We start from the raw sequence: 20,188 nt of genomic DNA, 5'->3' as shown, positions 1-20,188 counted from the left end.
ATCTGATGCCCGAAGCCTATATCTACGACCACGTGCGCACGCCGCGCGGACGCGGCAAGAAGGACGGTTCGCTGCACGAAGTGCCCGCCGTCCGGCTTGCGGCCACCGCGCTGGAAGCGATCCGCGACCGGAACGGTCTCGACACGACCCGGGTGGACGACGTCGTCCTGGGCTGTGTCGACCCGGTCGGGGAAGCCGGGGGCGACATTGCCCGTGCGGCGGTGTTTGCAGCCGGTTACGACAAGTCGGTTCCGGGCATGCAGATCAACCGCTTCTGCGCCTCCGGTCTCGACGCGGTCAACATGGCTTCGGCCCAGGTCATGGCAGGCCAGCACAAGCTGGTAATCGCCGGCGGCGTGGAAAGCATGAGCCGTGTAGGCCTTGGCGCTTCCGGCGGAGCCTGGCCGATTGAGCCGCAGGTGGCCATCCCCTCCTATTTCATGCCCCAGGGCGTCTCGGCTGATCTGATTGCCACCAAATACGGTTTTTCACGCGATGACTGCGATGCCTATGCGGTGGAAAGCCAGAAGCGCGCCGGCAAGTCCTGGGAAGATGGCCGGTTCTCCGGATCCGTCGTGCCGGTGAAGGACGTCAACGGCATCACCATTCTTGACCGGGACGAGCACATGCGGCCGGAAACCGACATGCAGTCGCTCGCCTCGCTCAACCCCTCCTTCGAAATGATGGGCAACATGGGTGGTTTCGATGCGGTCGGCATCCAGGCCCATCCGGAAATCGAGAAAATCACCCATGTGCACCACGCCGGCAACTCCTCCGGCATTGTCGATGGAGCTGCCGCCGTTCTGATCGGTTCCAGCACCGCAGGCCGTTCCTCCGGCCTGAAGCCGCGTGCCCGCATCAAGGCTTTCGCCAATATCGGTTCCGAACCGGCCCTGATGTTGACCGGCCCGGTGGATGTTACAGAAAAGCTTCTGAAAAACGCCAAGATGGACATCAAGGACATTGATCTCATCGAGATCAACGAAGCCTTTGCCTCCGTCGTCCTGCGTTACCAGCAAGCCTTCGATCTTGATCCGGCAACGGTCAACGTCAACGGCGGTGCGATTGCCATGGGCCATCCTCTCGGCGCCACCGGCGCCATGATCCTTGGCACCGTGCTCGACGAACTGGAACGCCGCGATCTCAACACCGCCCTCGTCACGCTGTGCATCGGCGCGGGCATGGGAACAGCGACCATCATCGAGCGGGTCTGATCATGATCAGCAACATCGACAGGGAATTCGCCCAGATCACTGACTACTGGTCGCCGCGTGTGGTGGCCGACGTCAACGACCAGAGCGTCAAGCTTGCGAAGCTGAAAGGCGAGTTCGTCTGGCACGACCACCAGGACGAGGACGAGCTCTTCTTCATCATCAAGGGCAGCCTCACCATCCGCTACCGCGACCGGGACGATGTCGTCCTGAACGCCGGCGACATGCACGTCGTTCCCAAGGGCGTCGAGCACAATCCGCTCGCAGAAGACGAATGCTGGGTGATGCTGTTCGAACCCGCAGAGACCAAACACACCGGCGACGTTGTCGTCGACGGCACGAAGACGGCTGCGCAACAGCGCGCCCATCTGCAGTCGACCGGCGCCTGACCCGAGGAGGACCATCAAATGAGCTACAAGAATTTCACCGTTGAAACCGATGAGGACGGTTTTGCCCTGATCACCTGGGACATGCCGGAAAAATCGATGAACGTCATCGATCTGTCGGTCATGGACGAGCTGGATGCGATTGTCGACCAGGTGGCAAGTGACGACGCCATCAAGGGGGCCGTGATCACGTCCGGCAAGTCCGCCTTTTCCGGTGGTGCCGACCTGACCATGCTGGAAGGACTTCTGAAGGACTTCCACATCAAGCGCGGTAACGACGCGGAAGCTGCGGCCAAGGCTCTGTTCGAAGGATCGCGCAAGCTGTCTCAGGTCTACCGCAAGCTGGAAACCTGCGGCAAACCCTTCGTCGCCGCCGTTGCCGGCACATGCATGGGCGGCGGTACCGAACTGGCACTGGCCTGTCATGGCCGTGTCGTTGACGAAGGCCTGAAAATGGGTCTGCCGGAAGTCAAGGTAGGCCTCTTTCCTGGCGCCGGCGGCACCCAGCGTGTCATGCGCATGACGGATGGACAGCAGGGCATGCAGTTCCTGCTCCAGGGCCGCACCCTGCGGGCACCCCAGGCCAAACAGATGAAACTGGTGGATGAAGTCGCCCCGACCAAGAAACTGGTCGCCGCCGCAAAGAAGATGCTGAAGGCAGGCCTCGACCCGGTCAAGGACTGGGACAAGAAGGGTTACAAGCTGCCAAACGGCAAGGTCTATTCCCCCGCTGGTTTCCAGTTCTGGCCGGCCGCCAACGCGATCTACCGCCGAGAGACCTATGACAACTATCCGGGTGCCCGCTACCTGCTGCGCTCCGTCGTCGAAGGTCTGCAGCTGCCGATGGATCTCGCGCTTCAGGTGGAAAGCCGCTACTTCGCCAAGGTGCTGCAGGCCCCGGAAGCCGCCAACATGATCCGCTCGCTGTTCGTCTCCATGCAGGAGCTGAACAAGCTGGCTCGCCGCCCGGTGGATCAGCGTCCAAACAAGATCCGCAAGATCGGCATTCTCGGCGCAGGCTTCATGGGTGCAGGCATTGCCTATGTCACGGCACAGGCGGGCATCGACGTCGTCCTGATCGACCGCGACCAGGAAGCTGCCGACAAGGGCAAGGCTCATTCCGAAGAGTTGATCACCAAGGCGATCAAGCGTGGCCGGGCGAACGAAGAACAGAAGGATAAGCTTCTGTCGAAGATCACCGCCACCGTCGATTATGAAGCCCTGGCAGATTGCGATCTGGTGATCGAAGCCGTCTTCGAAGATCGTGAGATCAAGAAGGCGGTGACGGAGAAGGCCGAGGCGGTGATGAAGTCCCGTGCCATCTATGCTTCCAACACCTCGACCCTGCCGATCACCTCCCTGGCGCAGGCGTCCAAGCGACCGAAGAACTTCATCGGCATTCACTTCTTCTCGCCCGTCGACAAGATGATGCTGGTGGAAGTGATCCTCGGCAAACGCACTTCCGATCGCGCGCTTGCCATGGCGCTCGACTATATCAAGGCCATCAAGAAGACCCCGATCGTCGTCAATGACAGCCGCGGCTTCTACACTTCGCGCGTGGTCATGACCTATATCCGCGAAGGTCTGATGATGCTTGCGGACGGCGTTCCGGCGGCCATGATCGAGAATGCGGGCAAGATGGCCGGCATGCCGGTCGGACCGCTGTCGCTTGGCGATGAAGTGGCGCTGGATCTTGCCTGGAAGATCGTTTCCGCCACCCGCAAGGACCTTGGCGTCAAATATGTCGAAGGCCCACTCGACAACATCCTGGAAGAGATGGTGGTGAAGCAGGAGCGTTTCGGCCGCAAGAACGGCAAGGGCTTCTACGACTACAAGGGCAAGGACAAGAGCCTGTGGCCCGGCATTCCGGAAGTCACCGGTCAGCCGAAACCTGCAGAGAGCTTCAACATCGAAGAACTCAAGCAGCGTCTCCTGGTGATGCAGGCGCTCGAAACCGCCCGCATCTTTGAGGAAAAGTGCCTGACGGATGTGCGTGAAGCCGATGTCGGCTCCATCCTTGGTTTCGGCTTCGCCCCCTATACCGGCGGTACGCTCAGTTATATCGACATGATGGGCACGCCGGCCTTTGTCGACTTATGCAAGAAGTTCACCCGCAAGTGGGGACCGCGCTTCAAACCGAACAAGCTGCTGAAGGACATGGCCAAGGAAAACGAAACGTTCTACGGCAAATTCCCGCCGAAAGCCGAAGCCAAGGTCAAGGACGCAGCCTGATCGACAACCGATGCCGCTTCCGGACGGGAGCGGCATCGCCCTATCGCATTCGCCAGCAATTGTTAGCATTTTACGACAAAACTTGATCCGGCGTGACTTGTCATGCACAGTTCTGCTGGGAATTAAGCATGGGCAGGCTGGAGATACGAATGCCGCTAGATGGCGAATGGGCGCGCTCGGATGTCTTCCGCGTTCTGCGCGACATTTGTTCGAACGCCAATCTGGACTGGCCTCAAATGGCCAGGGACTATGAATTCGATCTCGCCAGCCTGGACGACCCGCAAGGTACCGTGCCGATAGCCGCCTGGCATGCCGTTTTTGAACATATCGCCAATTCCCTGGGCGATGACGCCGTCATGTTCGATCTGTTCAACACGATCGACATCGGCTGCTTTTCAATCTTCGACTATCTGTTTGCCTGCGCTCCGTCACTTCGGGAGGCCTGTCAGGCCTGGGCGAAGTTCAGTCCGATCAGAACCAATGCCTATCGGGTGATTTTCGAGGAAGACGAGACCGGCGGCTTCGTGGAATGGCCTATCCTTGAAGGACGCGGTGAATGGCGACAGAACGTGTTCGGACGCATCGGCTGGGCGACCCAGCAGATTGAACATGCACTCGACATGAAAGCGCCGCCAATCCTTATCGAGCTCGCGACCTCACAACCAAATTGCACGTCCAATTTTCAGAAGAAATATCAGGGCCGGATCAAGTTCGGCGCGACCCGCAACAGGATTTCGTTTCCGAAAACGTTGCTCTCCCGCCCGCTCCGGCGCCACGACGCCCACCTATACGAGATCATCCTGACGTCTGCGAATTCGGAACTGGAAAGGTTCGGCCAGTTTGAATCTCCGCTGTCGCGCATTGCCAATGAAGTTTCCGCCAGTCTGTCGACCGGGACATGCACCCTGCCGCTCATTTCAGCGAAACTTGGCATGTCGCAGCGCGCGGTGCAGAGGCTTCTGGAAAAGGAAGGCACCAGCTTCCGTCAGCTAAGCGAGGAAGTACGACGTTCCGCAGCCGAACGATATCTTCTGGGAACGGACCTTCCCATGAAGGAGATCGCCTATCTCCTCGGCTTTTCGGAACTGAGCACATTTTCACGCGCCGTGAAGACATGGTTTGGCGTCTCCCCCAAGAAGGTTCGGGATGCCCCCCGCTCCAGATCTCCTGCTGCTGCTAATTCCACGACGGGGCGCAAGCAACCGATGCAGCGCTCCAGGGTCACGGTGGCGACACCCTCCGCTGTTCGGCAATCCGCTGCCACAAAATGATTTCGTCTCCAGCCTTTGACAGGGCTTGGTCACCGCGAAGCTGTGATGGCTTGAGAATTGCGGCACGGCGGTTACGGGCTTGTCACCACCGTGCCAGAGATCATTCTTGTTGCCGGCGGTTCCGTAGAGAACACTCGACTGAACCCGCCAATACCGCTTTCGGCTGCTCTTTCATTTGCATGAAGAACAGGACGGGTCGATGGCGGCTGGCCCATCCTGCAGTGTGCGCGCTTTTTTGCCGGTTCAACACTTGTGCCGGTCCGGCGGCTGTCTTTCACCGCAGGTAGAGGAAGGCAGACCGTCGCGGTTGTGGGTGGCCGCAAACAATCTAGATGCACATTCCTGAAAGTTTAATACGCCAACAGGGCCGCTGCGTCTTTGGCAGGAAGCGAACAGAACTTTACGAATTACGACACCAAACTTAATTAATAAGAAATTTTACAAACGGCCTTCGCACGAGCTGGAGTTGCCGCCGTGCTTGCCAGGCCTCATTGTAATCGACACCGAATATTCCTAACTTCTGGCCAGGAATACTAGCAACGTCATGCAGGAGACACATATGTCCGACACCGGCCTGAGCCGATTTCTGGGAGGTTCACCAGCCCAGGTGCTTTTGCGGCTTGTGTTCCTGTCCTTCGTTGTCGGCATTATCCTGTCCGCGCTGAACCTCGACCCGCTCGACCTGATCACCATGTCGATCGATTTTGTCGAACGCCTGTGGAACATGGGTTTCAACGCCCTTGGACGCCTGGGCAAGTATCTGGTTATCGGCGCAATGGTGGTTGTCCCGATCTGGCTGGTTACTCGCATTCTGGCCATGGGTCGAAACCGCTAGTCCCGGCAGAGGACTGCGTTTGTCACTTAAGGCAAGCACGCAACCCTTGCGGGAAATTAACCCTTTCTTAATCATAATTAACTGAAACTGGCGGAACCTCCCCGAGCCTTAAGGGGCCCTTGCATGTCCGCCATCGCAACATCGAAATTTGCTGCCTCCTACCAGGCCTACGCCCGCGCGGGTTCTGGTGCGAGCAATCGCTCAGGTTCGCTTGCTGCCGCACAAACGCTCACCACGTTTCTGGGGGCCAACGGTTCGGCCGACGACGAGGACAAGGCAAAATCCCTCTTCGAAACCTACAAGGATTCTGTTGAGCTCAGCGACGGCCTCGCCCGGTCGGTAGAGAACAACAAGGATGCGATGCGCAGGCAAAAGATCGAGATGGTCCAGAAGCGCATCGAACGGCTCAAGGAAATGCTGCGGTTCGCAACGCCGGAGCAGGCCAAGCGTCTGCTCAAGGAGCTGAAACAGATCTCCAAGGAGTTCAAGTCCGCCTCTCAGGACCTCAAGTCGGCAGGCCAGGGCTTGAGCGGTGGAGGCGTCGGCACGGGTGTTCTTTCAGGCGCTTCAAACATCGCCGCCACAGCAGATATCATAACCGGTGCCGGGACGCAGGTTAATGCAACCTCCGCATTGGTCGAGACTGTGTCTGCGGCAGAGAGCAGTCCCGAGACACAAATTCCGGTATCCGGATCTGAAACGGGTGCCGCGACTTCGGGACCGGAGAGCCAGGCGACGGGTCAGGCTCGGACCGGAGTGGAGCAGGATGGTTCTTCCGCAGGCGCACAGGAACCGGACAGCTGGCGGGAAGACCTGAAAGCGGCTGTCCTGACTTACACAGAACAGCAACAGGAAACGAACAAGGCACTCGCCGCAAGCCGCAGGTCCGGGCTGCAGGGCGACAAGGAAGCCCTCGCCAAGATGGCTGAGGACATCAAATCTCTTGCCCAACAGATAGAACGCCTGCTCAAGCGCGATGAGCGCGACACAAAAAAAGATCTGAAAGACGTCCGTGCCGATCTCAAGGACGGCGTCAAGGCACTGAGGACCTCAGACTTCAGCGCGCAGCCAGACCCGGCTTCCACCGCGAGCCCTGCGGGTACGGACGGGGTTTCGACCGCAACCGGTTCGACATCGGTCTCCCTGCAGGTGTCCGATATCCTGGTGTGAACCGGCTGGCTTTAGCCGGCCACCTGTTCATGCGCGGCAACCATAGTGAAATCTTCAGCCATAACAGCCTTGGCTGTTCGATGTAGCGTCACATGGCGATCGGCCAATTCGTCGATATCCGTCGAATAGCCTCCGCCCAGAACTCCTGCCAGCGGCACGCCCGCCTTTCGCACCGTTTCGATGACATAGCGGTCACGCCTGCAAAGACCGTCGCGTGACAGCGACAGTCTGCCGAGACGATCACCGGCATAGGGATCGACACCTGCATTGAAGAAAACGATGTCCCAGGGCCCCTGGCGCAGCAGATCAGGCAGAACCTCTTCCAGAACAGCAAGATAGACTTCGTCACTCGTCCCATCGGCAAGACCTATATCGAGATGGGAGGGGACCTTGCGCACGGGGTAGTTCTTTTCCGAGTGAAGCGAGAAAGTGAAGACATCCGGGTCGCCCTGAAAGATGTCCGCGGTGCCGTCTCCCTGATGCACGTCCAGGTCGACCACCAGCGCCTTGCGGATGGCGCCGTCCGCCTGCAACACCTTGATGGCAACTGCGACGTCGTTGAAGACGCAGAACCCGGCTCCGTGTGCTCGCCGGGCATGATGACTGCCGCCGGCGGTGTTGCAGGCAATGCCGTGTTCCAGCGCCAGATATCCCGTCAACACAGTCCCGCCCGTTGCACAGCGCGCCCGCAGGGCGATGTCCTCGCGCATCGGAAAACCGATTTCCCGCGCCACCTTTTCCGGCACCCGGGCATTGAAGACCTGATCCACATAGGCCGGCTCATGTGCGAGTGCGACCCACTCGAAGGGAGCGGGACGAGGCCTGAAAAAAGCGCTGTCGCCGAGAAGCCCTTCCTGTCGTATCAACTCGGCGACGGCACGGAACTTGTCCATCGGGAACCGGTGATTGGCGGGAAGATCGGCGCAGTAGGCCGGATGGTGAACGATAGGCAGGGTCATCTGTGCGCAATATAAGGCGCGCCGGCGCTACGGGCACCCCTTTGAACGACACAGCAGATCCGAATTTTACGGCTCAGTGCAAATTCGGCAGCCATGTCCGTGAATACCCGGTATGTGGCGAAATGAATTGACGTGCCGAGGCAAGGCAGACATGAAGGTCTTCCTCTCGAAGCGAGCCATCGATGTCCCAACTTTCAGCAACCGGCGAGCGGCCGAAACTGGCGTTTGCGGTTACCCACCGCACTGTTCTTGCCATCGCCATTCCGATGACACTCGCCTATCTGTCGACGCCCCTGCTCGGCATCGTCGACATGGCCGTGATCGGCCGCCTTGGCGACCCGGCTCTGCTTGGCGGGATTGCCATAGGCGGGATCATCTTCGACCTGGTGTTCACGACCTTCAACTTCTTGAGGTCCGGGACGACAGGCCTGACAGCCCAGGCTTTCGGCGCCCAGAACGAAGAAGAAGTCAGGGCAACACTGCTGCGCGCCTTCGTGATTGCGGCTATCGGCGGTCTCCTGGTCATCCTCTTGCAAGCCCCCTTGCGTGAAATCGGGCTCTGGTTCCTGGGAGGCAGTGCGGATGTGCAGGCAGCAACGAGCCGCTACTTTGACATCCGCGTCTACAGTGCCCCTTTTCTCCTTGCCAACTATGCCATGCTCGGCTGGTTCATCGGCCTCGGGCGCGCAGGAACAGGGCTGGTGCTTCAGCTTGTTCTGAACGGGCTCAACATCGGCCTCAGTGTCTGGTTCGTCATCGGTTTCGGCTGGAGCGTGGAAGGTGTCGCGCTGGCAACTGTCCTGAGTGAAATCGCGGCAACGGCACTGGGCGTCTGCCTGGTTGTCTTCACCACCGGCAAGACGTCCTGGCCGGCTTTTCAGGTGATTTTCGACCGCCGCCTGCTGGTGCGCATGATGGCCGTCAACCGGGACATCATGATCCGCTCCTTCACCCTTCTCTTCGCCTTCGCGTTTTTCACGGCGCGTTCGGCAGACCAGGGTGACACCGTATTGGCCGCAAACGCTCTGCTTGAGAAGTTCATCATGCTGGCTGCATTTTTTCTGGATGGCCTGGCAACTGCGGCGGAACAGCTTGCCGGCCGGGCGGTCGGGGCAAGATACCGGCCCGCCTTCGACCGCGCATTGAAACTGACAGCACTGTGGAGCTTCGCCCTGGCGGGGATCCTGTCGACGCTGTTCTGGTTTTTCGGGCAGTACATGATCGATTTCATGACAACGGCAGAAGATGTCCGTCAGGTAACGTCGACCTATCTTGTGTGGGCGATACTGACCCCGGTCTTCGGAGTGCTGGCATTCCAGATGGACGGGGTCTTTATCGGCGCCACATGGTCATCGACCATGCGCAACATGATGCTGTTGTCGCTCGTCGTTTACCTTGCTGCCTATTACCTTCTGTTCCCCATCCTGGGGAACCACGGTCTTTGGCTCGCCTTCCTGCTGTTCTTCGGAACGCGTGGCCTGACATTGCTGGCCGCCTGCAGAAAGCGGGCAGCCGAGACGTTCGGCAACGCATAAGAACAGCTGTATCTAGGCCGTTTCCGATGCCCAGGCATCGACATTGGCATCCCGCGCTTCGCGCAGCGACGCAATTCCGTGCTGGTCCAGTTTTGCAGAAAGGCCGCTCAGGATCTCGTCAATCAGCCCCGCACCCTTGAACACAAGGGCAGAATAGAGCTGCAACAGGTCGGCACCCGCCGTGATCTTGGTCCAGGCGGTTTCCGCACTGTCGATACCGCCGACACCGATGATCGGCAGGTCCGGTCCTGCCAGTTTGCGTGCGCGCGCCAGCATGATGGTCGATTTCCGGAACAGGGGCTTGCCCGACAAGCCTCCGGTTTCCTGTACCGGCCCCTTGCCGCTCAGGCCGTCTCGTCCGATCGTCGTGTTGGAGACGATCAGGCCGTCGACGCTCTTGGCGAGCACTTCCTCGACGATATCCTGCAGGTCCTCATCAGCAACGTCCGGCGCGATCTTCAAGAGCACAGGAACCTTGCGCCCAAACGTCTGCGTGCATTCGTCCCGCGCCGTGATCACGGCGGTCAGCAGATCGGCAAGTGCGGACCGGGCCTGCAAGTCGCGCAGTCCCGGTGTGTTGGGTGAAGAAATGTTGACGGTAAAATAAGACGCCATATCGGCGAATGCGGTGATACCGGCGACGTAGTCGGCAATCCGGTCGGTTGCATCCTTGTTGGCGCCAACATTGATGCCGACGATTCCTGTCAACCGCCGGCGGGCTTCAAGCCGCTGGCGCAAGGCTGCGTGGCCTTCGTTGTTGAATCCATAGCGGTTGATCACGCCTTCGTCTGCGGGCAAGCGGAACACCCTCGGCCGCGGATTGCCGGGCTGCGGCTTCGGGGTAACCGACCCTGCCTCGGTATATCCGAACCCCAGCTTCAGCAGCGCATCGGGAACTTCGCCGTTCTTGTCGAACCCTGCAGCCATCCCGAGCGGATTGGGAAAGGTCAGATCCCAGAGCTTCACTGCAAGGCGCGGGTCAGACACCTTCCGGCGCGGCGGCATCAGACCGGATTTCAAAGCCACAACAGTCGCACGGTGCGCGGTTTCGGCGTCCAGGCACTGCAGGCCTCTCAGCGCGACGTTTTCAAGGAAAGGCGGTATCATTGATCCAGCTCCGGAAAGTCATGTGACCCGTCCGGTGAAAGCGGCAGTTCCTTCACCCAGAGTGCGACCTTCGGGTCCAGCGAGCCATAGAGATGGGGAAACAGGGCCCCGCCCCGGGAAGTTTCCCATTTCAACAAGTCGCCAAACCCATCAGCATCAAAGGCGGCCAGCAACAGATGCTGCTGGCCTGCGAAATGCTTTGCAGCGGTTTCCCGGACCTGATCCTCGGCGGAAAAATGAATGAAGCCGTCCTGAAGGTCCACCGGCGCGCCCTTGAAAACGCCTTGGTCGGTTGCCTCCTGCCACATGGATTTCGGGACGATCTTGAAAATCAGGGTCATCTGTCTGCCTTGCCTCTTGCCGGGGATGGCATGGCAGGCAAAGGCCCGGCGCATGCTCAGCCGGTCGGGACACTACTCATCCGAACCGTAGCGAACAAGCGGCACAAGGGACTCCAGCCTGTTTCTTTTGAATTTTGGTCGGGAAAACCCATATGAGCGAAAGGTATTTATTCCTGTCGCGCCAATACGGAGAAACGGCAGCCGTGCTCTCACATGAAAAGGTCTGGGCGGCCATTGATGCCCTCGCCTCGCAGAACGGGCTTTCGCCGTCCGGCCTGGCTCGGCGTGCCGGACTGGATCCGACCGCTTTCAACCCGTCGAAACGCGTTGCGGGCGACGGACGCCCACGGTGGCCATCGACAGAGTCGCTTGCCAAGGTGCTGGCCGCCACCGGCGAAGCCTTGAACACGTTTGCCGCCAGGGTCGAAACCCCGGGCGGGCCAACCGACGCTGCGCCAGCTTTGGTGCCCCTTGCAGGGTTTGATGCTGCCTCTGACCGAAATGCCTTCGACAGTGCCGGCCGGCCAGCCGGCGCGACGTGGCAAAGTCTCAGCTTTCCCCAAATCGGCGCTGCGTTTGCGCTGCAGGTCAGCACCGAAGACTTCCATCCCCTTTACAGAAACGGCGATATCGTCGTGGTTGCTCCCGGCGCGCCCCTTCGCACCGGTGACAGGCTTGCCATCAAGCTCAACAGTGGCCGGTTGTCGCTTTACACGTTGCAGGAGACAGGCGACGAAGACCTGGCGGTTTGCACAATCGGGGACAATTCACAGTCAGTGCGCTTTCAGCACTCGGCAATCGAGTGGACTGCCCGTATTATCTGGGCGAGCCAATAACCTGCGAGCACACATTTGATGAAGCTTCGGCCTCTCATAACGCCAGCAATCGTGCTGACCACCGCAGGTGGTCTGCTCGCCTGGCTGCTCCTGGCAGACCCGCCGTCCGTACAGGACAAGCAATTGGCGGCAGAGGGCATCACCAGCGCCGCCGAGGAAACAAGCGAGCCGGCAAAGACGCCCGAGCCCGCTCCGCAATCGTCCCCTCCCCAAGCTCAGACGCAGAAACCGGCACAGACACAAAGTGAACCCGTCGTCGTCGCCGCTGCGCCTTTGCCGAACGACATTCGCAACGTTTCGCCGGAGGGAGTATCAGCACCGCAGGTACAGGGTGACCTGAAACGTATCGAACCTTCCAAACGCTACCTGGAACTGAAGGATCCGCCGATTGAACCGGTTCCGGACGGCCCACTGGAATTGATGCGCGTGCAGGTTCTTGACGGCGGACGCATCAAGTCGGACCGGTTGACAGTAACGCTTGCCCATATCGTTCCGCTGAAATCGGACGAAACCTGTGTTTCCCGTCTCGGAGGCACCTGGCCTTGCGGCGCAAGGGCGCGCACTTTCCTGAGAGGACTGGTGCGGCAATTGAAGGTGGTATGCGAAAAGATCGAGGAGACCGGACCGCAACAGATTCTGGCAACCTGCACCCGCGGATCGATGGACCTGAGCAAGCGTCTTGTACGCTATGGCTGGGCGGATCCGGCGCCGGACGCACCTGCCGATTTCATGGAACTTGCCGAAAAGGCCAGAGACAGAAAAGTCGGCAAGTGGCAATCGGAATGGCTGAACGAGTTGCCGACGAGCGAACTGGAAACAGAAGTGCCGTCTGCCTTGCCAGGCCTTGAGGAACTTGCCCCGGAAATCGTCGAATGGAGCCTGAGGACCGAACCGGAACAGCCGGGGGACGGTCAAATGGCAATCGAGGATTACCCGCAAGTAGAACGGCCGGTGCAGTAGGGCTGGAGCGGCACCGCTTCGCGTGAAGCAAGCCTTTGTTTCTCCTCGTCAACCGACCGCCTCTCACTGCTGCTGAAAAATCCTTGCGAGCGCCTCGAAGCAGCTCATACCTTCGGCGAATAGGGTTAATACATAGACAAATCAATCAGTACAATTAGTTCAATGTTTACGCCCATAAGGGAAAGTGGCTCAAACATTATCAGTCCGTGACGAGGACCAAAGAAATATGAGCGCACCTGCCCCCAAGAACACTGTCGAAACTGACAATATCACGAAGTACATCAAGTTCATGTCCTCAACGGGAAGCGACACGTCTTCCGCTCAGACGGCATGGAACTCCCTTCAAAAACACCTGCCCGACATACTGGACCGCTTCTACAAGGAACTCGTTTCGCACGAAGAGTTGCGCCAGAAAATGGGCGCCCACGAGAAGAACACCGTTCCTCTCAAAAATGCGCAAACCAAACACTGGGAATATATCTTCAACCACGACCCGGACCTGGAGTTCATCGGACAGGCTGCGCGTATCGGTCAGGCTCACGTAAAGATCGGGCTGAAGGCCGAATGGCTGATGTCCGCGTTTGGACGGCTGTTGAACGAAATCCTTCCCGTCGTCGTCAAGAAGCACCGGTTCTCGCAAAAGGCCATGGTTTCCGAGATGCAGGCCGTGGTGACACGGTTCTTTCTGGACATGATCCTTGCACAACGCGCGTTCGAAACGGAACAGCGCCGCATTGAAGACGCTGAAATGCGGGATACGATCGGGCTGGAGAACCTGCGCACGACCGCAAACACCATCAGCGAGCTGAACGAAATCGTGATGTCGATGGCGTTGTTGTCGCGCAATACCCAGGAAGCCAATGCGAACGGCCAGTCCATTTCCGCCGCGGCGGACCAGCTTGTCGCCTCCATCGGCCAGATTTCCGAAAACAGCGAAGGCGCGGCCAACGAAGCCGTTCAAACAAACAACGCCGCCAAGGATGGCCTGGACAAGATGTCGGCCGTATCGAGTGCCATCGGCGATATTTCCTCAACGTCCCGGCAAACCGCGCAGAGCCTGTCAGACCTGAGCGAAGCTGCATCGCAGATCGGCGAATTCCTGTCGGTCATTCAATCCATCGCAGACCAGACCAATCTTCTGGCACTGAATGCCACCATTGAAGCCGCCCGTGCAGGAGAAGCCGGCAAAGGCTTTGCCGTCGTTGCTTCGGAAGTCAAAACCCTCGCCTCGCAGACCGGCAAGGCGACGGAAGACATCGCGCAGCGGATCGAAGCACTGACCGCTGGCATGGAAACAATCCAGACAGCCATCCAGAGCTCCGAAGGCGCCATCCAGAATGGCGAGGATGCCATCGCGGCCGCCAATGAACTCATGCAATCCATCGACGGGATGGTTGGCAATGTTTCCGAACGGGTCACCCAGATTACGGACATCCTTCATCAGCAGAAAGAAGCCAGCCACGAAATCGCTCGCAACGTCGCCAATGTCGCTGAATCGAACCGGAACACGGATCAGCAGCTCGGCGCCATGCAGCGTGTTCTGAAACAGAGCAACGACAGTTTCAGCGGCTCGGCCAAAAACTTCTTCGACGCCAATTCCGACAAGTCGCTGTTGGAGATGGCGAAGATTGATCATGTCCTGTTCAAGAAGCGTGTCGTCGACACAGTGACCGGACACGACGACTGGGCATCCTCCGGCATGCCCGACCATCATCATTGCCGTCTTGGCAAGTGGTACGACGCCATCAAGAACGAGAAGATCAAGACACACCCGGTCTTCCGCAACCTGGTCACTCCGCACAAGGCAGTTCATGATGCAGGCCACAGAGCCCTGCTTGCCGCCGAGCAAGGCAATTCCACGGAAGCCTTCGCTGCTCTCGTCGATCTGGACAAGGCCAGCAAGGAAGTCCTGAATGGCCTGACGGAACTTGCCGCCGCCATGGAAACCGATCTGAAAGACGCGGAACCCCGCAAGTCGCCAAGACAGGACGTCGGCAAGAAGGCCGAAGTTCTGCTGGACGGCGCCATCCAGACCGTGGAGCTTGAAAACGTGTCCGTAACGGGTGTCGGCCTGAAGGGCGTAAAAGATGCAAAGGCGGGCAAAACCGTTTGCATCCGTAGCGATGGCAAGGAGCGCCTTGGCCATATCATCTGGGTGGACGGCACCAGGGCGGGCGTCCAGTTCTTCGACGAAGACAAATAAACTTCGCGGGAAACGCCTGCTGACAACCCTGATAAGGTGCCCCAAAGGGCACCTTATCCAGCTTTATCGCATGCACGTTTGAATGAACGGCTGCTACAGCCATTCACACCACTGGATGCAGGCAGACTTGCTGACAAACCTCTGCTCAATTGTGATCCGCCGGTTTCTTATTTTTCCTGATTGGTATTAGGCTCCGGACTTCGGAAGTCCCGGATCTGGAGTATTCATGACTGGAGAAATCAAGGTCGGTATCATCGGTGGAACCGGGCAACTCGGCAGCGCCATTGCGACGGCTTGGCTGGAAAGCGGCTGTGTCAAACCTCGTCAGCTCTGGATATCCAATCGATCCGGAACCGCCGCAGGCTTCGAAAGCTGGCCGGAAATCACCTTCACCGCATCCAATCAGCTTCTGGCTGACGCCTGCAATGTCATCCTTCTGTCGGTTCCGCCAGCGCTTGTCGAAACGGTCAGCATTTCGGCGCCCGGAAAACTGGTGCTCTCGGTCATGGCGGGTGTCTCACGTGAGAGGCTCAAAACCCTCACAGGCTCGGAAAAGGTCGTTCGTGCCATGTCGAGCCCGGCGGCGGGCAAGCAGCTGGCCTACTCCCCCTGGTGTGCGGCTTCGCCGCTTTCGCAGGAAGACAGGGACCTCGTCCAGTCGTTGTTGTCGGCCTGCGGCCCGAGTGATGAAGTCCAGGACGAACAGCAGATCGAGGTCTTCACCGCCATAACCGGTCCGGTACCGGGATTTGCCGCGTTCTTCGCCGACTGCATTGTTGACTATGCAAGGTCAAACGGTGTCGACAGGCATATTGCCGAACGCGCCGCAAAACAGCTGATCCTGTCGGCTGGGCAAATCATGGCCGGTGACACCAGATCTCCGGCGGAACATGTTCAGGAGATGGTCGACTACGCAGGAACGACTGCCGCCGGTCTCGTCAAGCTGAAGGAACTGGGTGTTTCGGATCTGATCAGTGAAGGGCTGGACGCCAGTACGGAGCGCGTCAGAACGATTGCCGGCAAAGACTGATACCGCGCTTCTTCTGCCGGAGAGCACAGCTAAAAACAAAAAAAGCGGCGCTGGTGCGCCGCTTTTTCCTGAAGTCTGATAATCAGGCTGTCAGTTCGCCAGCCAGTGCCTTGCGGATCATCTCACGCGTTTCGGCAATGCCGTAAAGAGCAACGAAAGACCCGAAGCGCGGTCCCTTTTCCTGCCCGAGCAGAAGCTGGTAAAGCGCAGAGAACCAGACGACGGACACGCCAGGCCCACCATCGGGACCCTTTTTGGACGGGTCCTGATAACGCTCGATGGACCGGGCGACGTCCAGCACCGCATCCTGGATGGCACTGCCATCCGCATCGGCCGGCAGGGAGGCCAGCGTTTCGTCCAGTTTTTCCAGCGCAGTGCGCTCGACATCGTCCGGCACCTTGAACGACTTGGTCGGTTTGACGAAATCGTCGAAGTAGCGGATCGCATAGCCGACAAGCGCATCCAGTTCCGGATGGGTCGACGCCGTCACGCCCGGAGCGTAGCGGGAGATGAATGCCCACAGCACGTCCTTGTTTTCCGCGTTGGAGGCGGACACAAGGTTCAGCAGCATGGCGAAGGGCACCGGCATGTCGATCTTCGGAATGTTGCCCGAATGGATGTGCCAGACCGGGTTCTGAAGCTTCTGCTCGACCGGCATCTGTTCGTACTTCTGGACGAAGGTATAATATTCGTCGACCGCCTTCGGAATGACGTCGAAATAGAGCTTCTTGGCCGTCTTCGGCTTCTGGAAATTGTAGAGCGCAAGGCTCTCCGGTGCAGCGTAGGTCAACCACTCGTCAATGGTCAGACCGTTACCCTTGGACTTGGAGATCTTCTCGCCCTTTTCGTCCAGGAACAGTTCGTAGACGAAGTGTTCCGGAGCGGTCCCGCCCAGGATGTTGCAGATCTTGTCGTAGATCGGCGCATTGGTCATATGATCCTTGCCGAACATCTCGAAATCGACGTCAAGCGCAGCCCAGCGCATGCCGAAGTCGGGCTTCCACTGCAGCTTCACCTTGCCGCCGGTGACCGGCAGCGTGATGTCCTCGCCCGTCTCGTCCGCAAAGGTGATGGTGCCGTCCTTCGAATTGACGTCCTTCATGGGCACATAGAGCACGCGGCCGGACGTCGGCGAGATCGGCAGGAAGGGCGAATAGGTCGCCTGACGTTCCGCGCCGAGCGTCGGCAGCATCACGTCCATGATCTTCTGGTACTTCTCGGTCGCCCGGATCAGCACGTCATCGAACTTGCCGGCCTTGTAGTATTCGGTCGCGCTGGCGAATTCATAATCGAAACCGAAGGTATCCAGGAACCGGCGCAGCATGGCGTTGTTGTGCTCGGCGAAGCTTTCATAGTCGCCGCCGAAGGGGTTCGGCACCGCCGTCAGAGGCATCTGCAGATATGGCTCAAGCGCTGCGCGGTCCGGCACGTTTTCCGGGATCTTGCGCATGCCGTCCATGTCGTCGGAGAAGCACAGCAACCGCGTCGGGATCTTGTCTTCGGTCAGCAGCCGAAACGCCGTGCGCACCATTGTGGTGCGCAGAACTTCGCCGAAGGTGCCGATGTGCGGCAGGCCGGACGGGCCATAGCCCGTTTCGAACAGAACCGGTTTGTCCGTTCCCCGTTTCTCGATCCGTTTGACCAGTTTTCGCGCTTCTTCGAACGGCCACGCTTTCGATTTCGTGGCCGCCTCGACAAACTCTTGCGAAAGGTCAAGCGGAGGCAGGGATTGATCGGTCATTTTTCAAGTCGTTCTGTTCATGAGAATGGATGGAATGCAACCCGGTCGGTTTTTTGACTTTTCGGCCGGTTGCTGCGGCGCGACACTAGATCAACGCGCCTCTATGTGCAATCACATGAACACAGCTAAGTTGACCGAAATCTCGGGCTTTGCGAACTCTTTCCGCCTGCGGACATATCGCGCCGGAAAAAAGCGGATAACTCCGGTCAATCGATTGTCTCGTAGCGGTGACTTGAAGCTTGTCTTCCAACCCGTTACATCGGGCGCACGATCAAGAAGAAATTTTCCGTCTTTTGGCGCTACGGGAGAATGAATAGTGTCTATGAACGAGCCGATCAGCGTACAGGAAGCCCTTATCTACGTGATGGTTATCGTCTCGGCGTCGGACAACCAGATGACCGACAACGAACTGGCCACCATCGGCGACATGATCAAGATGCTGCCCGTTTTCAATGGCTATGACGGCAACCGGATCATCCCGGCAGCCCAGCGCTGCGGCGACATCCTGCAGGAAGACAACGGCTTGCAGCTGGTGCTAGAGCTGGTCGGCGACGTCCTGCCGGCAAAGCTTTACGACACCGCATATGCGCTTGGGGTTGAAGTCGCGGCTGCCGATCTCCACGTCGAGAAGGAAGAATTGCGCATCCTTCAGCTTCTGCGTGACCGCTTCAAACTCGACAAACTGACCGTTGCCGCAATCGAGCGCGGTGCGATTGCCCGTCATCGGACCATCTGATCCTCTCGGAGCAGGTATTTGAAAGCAACGAAGGCCCTCGCCTGGGCCGGGGCGGTATTAATAGCCGTCCTGGCAGGTGTTTTCCTGATCTTCCAGGGCCTTCAGGATTTCGATCTTTCTGAATACGAAAGCCGGCCGATTGCCTTTTCCTTCGACGGACATTCCGTCGCCGGAACGTTGCATCTGCCCCACCTGCAAGATCCTGGGCACACAAACCCGCCTCTGGTCCTGATCGTTCACGGGGACGGGCCAGCGGACCGCTATTCCGGCGGTGGGTACATGCCTCTCATCAGCCGTCTTCTGGACAGCGGTCTTGCCGTCTATTCCTGGGACAAGCCTGGCGTCGGCGAAAGCCAGGGCAACTGGCTGTCCTTTTCCATGGATGAGCGAGCCCGCCTCGCGGCAACGGCCCTTGCGGCCGCCAAAGAACAGCCCGAATTGAAGACGTCTCCAGCCGGATTTCTCGGCTTTTCCCAGGCGGGGTGGGTTTTGCCCATTCTGGCGGAAGAGCCAGCACAGGGCGATTTCTTCATGATTGTCGGCGGAGCCGTCAACTGGTTGCGGCAGGCTGGTTATTATACCCGGCGCAGGCTGGAGCTTGCAGGTGCAGACAGCAAGGCGATCGACAGGGCTCTCGCGCAGGACGCAAAAGACGGACAAAAGTTCCTAGACCGGGATTTTTCCTATCAGGACTATCTCGACAGCGGCATGGACAGGGTTCCGATGCCGGAAGATCGCTTCACCTTCGCGCGCCGGAATGCGGCCTCCGACTCCACCGCCTCCCTTGCCCGTATCTCCTCGCCCGTTCTGACACTGCACGGAGCAGAGGACCTCAATGTCGATCCTCATTTCAATTCCGGCATCTATCGAAAGATGCTGACGGACAACAATCCCGCCAACCGCTTCGTGATCGTCCCGGAAGCAACCCATGCGCTGTTGCGGGCGGAAGCCTTCAACTACCAGCTCGAAGGGCAAATGCCTTCCTGGTCGAAGGCCTTGTTCATGGTCCTGGGGCGCCGTGCCTACGCACCGGGCGCACTGGACACCATAACAATCTGGATCAAGGAACAGGCCTCAACAGCAAACAGCCTTTCAACTTCACCAGATCGATCAAATTGAACCCTTTTTGTTTTCGGTCCTTCAATCCGCCGCACCTTATCACCGGTGCGGGGACAGCACGCTTGTGGGCTGCCGGGACCTGTAGGTCCTTCAGTGCGGAGACAGGGACATGAGCAATCAGGCAATCGGAGAGCGGACAAGTGTGCGCTATCCACTGAGGCGACGCCGCCAGAGGCTGCGCGTACAGCGCCCCATGCCTTATGCTGTCCGGTACGTGCAGGTTCGCACCGCTCCAAAGCAGGCGAACTGGGGCACGCGAATGATGATTGCCTTTGCAGGCTTCGTCTGCGGACTTGCAGCCGACGCGCTGGTGATGTTTGCCGAAGACCATTTCCATCTGGCAAAGAACCGGGATCCGGATCTTTTCGCATGGGTGCTCGGCACCGGCTTTGCCGGCCATATCCTTTATCTGATCTTCGGAATACTAGCGGTCACGTTGCTGACGGCCTTCAACCGCCGCAAGTGGATCTTGTGGCTGCTGATCGGCTTTGTCGGCGGACTGCTGAGTATCTGATC

General features: G+C 58.9%; 18 protein-coding genes. 14 read left to right on the top strand and 4 right to left on the bottom strand.

Going from position 1 to position 20,188, the window contains the following annotated elements; translation table 11 throughout:
- Nucleotides 1-5: 5 nt before the first annotated feature.
- The 6 genes from ACVDG9_RS05525 to ACVDG9_RS05500 all read left to right on the top strand — a co-directional run bounded on the left by ACVDG9_RS05525 (nucleotide 6) and on the right by ACVDG9_RS05500 (nucleotide 7,105).
- Nucleotides 6-1,214 (top strand): acetyl-CoA C-acetyltransferase, encoded by a 1,209-nt coding sequence (locus ACVDG9_RS05525; RefSeq protein WP_023001780.1) that lies wholly within the window; start codon nucleotides 6-8, stop codon nucleotides 1,212-1,214.
- 2 nt (nucleotides 1,215-1,216) lie between these two features.
- Nucleotides 1,217-1,600, top strand: a complete 384-nt coding sequence (locus ACVDG9_RS05520) for a cupin domain-containing protein (protein WP_023001781.1) — start codon at nucleotides 1,217-1,219, stop codon at nucleotides 1,598-1,600.
- An 18-nt stretch (nucleotides 1,601-1,618) separates the two neighbouring features.
- Nucleotides 1,619-3,829 carry a 3-hydroxyacyl-CoA dehydrogenase NAD-binding domain-containing protein gene (locus ACVDG9_RS05515; protein WP_289807149.1) on the top strand — a complete coding sequence of 737 codons (2,211 nt, stop codon included), beginning with the start codon at nucleotides 1,619-1,621 and terminating at the stop codon, nucleotides 3,827-3,829.
- 149 nt (nucleotides 3,830-3,978) lie between these two features.
- On the top strand, nucleotides 3,979-5,100 hold the full coding sequence (locus ACVDG9_RS05510; RefSeq protein WP_447237445.1) for an AraC family transcriptional regulator: 1,122 nt from the start codon (nucleotides 3,979-3,981) through the stop codon (nucleotides 5,098-5,100).
- Nucleotides 5,101-5,659: 559 nt separating this feature from the next.
- Nucleotides 5,660-5,935, top strand: a complete 276-nt coding sequence (locus ACVDG9_RS05505) for a DUF6460 domain-containing protein (protein ID WP_031269649.1) — start codon at nucleotides 5,660-5,662, stop codon at nucleotides 5,933-5,935.
- A gap of 123 nt (nucleotides 5,936-6,058) precedes the next feature.
- Nucleotides 6,059-7,105, top strand: a complete 1,047-nt coding sequence (locus ACVDG9_RS05500) for a hypothetical protein (RefSeq protein ID WP_447237444.1) — start codon at nucleotides 6,059-6,061, stop codon at nucleotides 7,103-7,105.
- Between the two features lie 11 nt (nucleotides 7,106-7,116).
- On the opposite strand, the gene ACVDG9_RS05495 is transcribed toward ACVDG9_RS05500, so the two are convergent.
- On the bottom strand, nucleotides 7,117-8,064 hold the full coding sequence (locus tag ACVDG9_RS05495) for a histone deacetylase family protein (RefSeq protein ID WP_447237443.1): 948 nt from the start codon (nucleotides 8,062-8,064) through the stop codon (nucleotides 7,117-7,119).
- Nucleotides 8,065-8,246: 182 nt separating this feature from the next.
- Between ACVDG9_RS05495 and ACVDG9_RS05490 the strand changes: the two genes are divergently transcribed.
- The gene (locus ACVDG9_RS05490; protein ID WP_152507358.1) at nucleotides 8,247-9,599 is read left to right on the top strand and encodes an MATE family efflux transporter; all 1,353 of its coding nucleotides are present in this window, start codon (nucleotides 8,247-8,249) and stop codon (nucleotides 9,597-9,599) included.
- A gap of 12 nt (nucleotides 9,600-9,611) precedes the next feature.
- On the opposite strand, the gene ACVDG9_RS05485 is transcribed toward ACVDG9_RS05490, so the two are convergent.
- On the bottom strand, nucleotides 9,612-10,706 hold the full coding sequence (locus tag ACVDG9_RS05485) for a quinone-dependent dihydroorotate dehydrogenase (RefSeq protein WP_447237442.1): 1,095 nt from the start codon (nucleotides 10,704-10,706) through the stop codon (nucleotides 9,612-9,614).
- Complete coding sequence (locus ACVDG9_RS05480) at nucleotides 10,703-11,047, bottom strand: DUF952 domain-containing protein (protein ID WP_447237441.1); 345 nt, start codon at nucleotides 11,045-11,047, stop codon at nucleotides 10,703-10,705. Before ACVDG9_RS05480 ends, ACVDG9_RS05485 begins: the two co-directional genes overlap by 4 nt.
- A 152-nt stretch (nucleotides 11,048-11,199) precedes the next feature.
- On the opposite strand from ACVDG9_RS05480, the gene ACVDG9_RS05475 reads away from it, so the two are divergent.
- The 4 genes from ACVDG9_RS05475 to ACVDG9_RS05460 all read left to right on the top strand — a co-directional run bounded on the left by ACVDG9_RS05475 (nucleotide 11,200) and on the right by ACVDG9_RS05460 (nucleotide 16,076).
- Nucleotides 11,200-11,883, top strand: coding sequence for a S24 family peptidase (locus ACVDG9_RS05475; RefSeq protein ID WP_168691208.1), 684 nt, complete (start codon nucleotides 11,200-11,202; stop codon nucleotides 11,881-11,883).
- Between the two features lie 18 nt (nucleotides 11,884-11,901).
- Entirely contained in the window at nucleotides 11,902-12,843 is a 942-nt protein-coding gene (locus tag ACVDG9_RS05470) for a thermonuclease family protein (protein ID WP_447237440.1), read from the top strand.
- 226 nt (nucleotides 12,844-13,069) lie between these two features.
- Nucleotides 13,070-15,046, top strand: a complete 1,977-nt coding sequence (locus ACVDG9_RS05465; protein WP_168686017.1) for a methyl-accepting chemotaxis protein — start codon at nucleotides 13,070-13,072, stop codon at nucleotides 15,044-15,046.
- Nucleotides 15,047-15,272: 226 nt separating this feature from the next.
- Entirely contained in the window at nucleotides 15,273-16,076 is an 804-nt protein-coding gene (locus ACVDG9_RS05460; protein WP_023001793.1) for a pyrroline-5-carboxylate reductase family protein, read from the top strand.
- Between the two features lie 82 nt (nucleotides 16,077-16,158).
- Here ACVDG9_RS05460 and ACVDG9_RS05455 read toward each other — a convergent pair whose 3' ends face one another.
- On the bottom strand, nucleotides 16,159-17,817 hold the full coding sequence (locus ACVDG9_RS05455) for a lysine--tRNA ligase (RefSeq protein WP_447237439.1): 1,659 nt from the start codon (nucleotides 17,815-17,817) through the stop codon (nucleotides 16,159-16,161).
- A gap of 322 nt (nucleotides 17,818-18,139) precedes the next feature.
- Here ACVDG9_RS05455 and ACVDG9_RS05450 point away from each other — a divergent pair, with 322 nt between their 5' ends.
- The 3 genes from ACVDG9_RS05450 to ACVDG9_RS05440 all read left to right on the top strand — a co-directional run bounded on the left by ACVDG9_RS05450 (nucleotide 18,140) and on the right by ACVDG9_RS05440 (nucleotide 20,186).
- On the top strand, nucleotides 18,140-18,553 hold the full coding sequence (locus ACVDG9_RS05450) for a tellurite resistance TerB family protein (RefSeq protein WP_023001795.1): 414 nt from the start codon (nucleotides 18,140-18,142) through the stop codon (nucleotides 18,551-18,553).
- Nucleotides 18,554-18,571: 18 nt separating this feature from the next.
- The gene (locus ACVDG9_RS05445; RefSeq protein ID WP_447237438.1) at nucleotides 18,572-19,672 is read left to right on the top strand and encodes an alpha/beta hydrolase family protein; all 1,101 of its coding nucleotides are present in this window, start codon (nucleotides 18,572-18,574) and stop codon (nucleotides 19,670-19,672) included.
- A gap of 109 nt (nucleotides 19,673-19,781) precedes the next feature.
- Nucleotides 19,782-20,186: a hypothetical protein gene (locus tag ACVDG9_RS05440; protein WP_023001797.1), complete on the top strand. Its 405-nt coding sequence runs from the start codon at nucleotides 19,782-19,784 to the stop codon at nucleotides 20,184-20,186.
- Nucleotides 20,187-20,188: the final 2 nt, after the last annotated feature.

It is taken from the genome of Roseibium sp. RP-7 (genome assembly GCF_053005225.1).
This window is presented reverse-complemented; position numbering and strand designations above follow the sequence as displayed.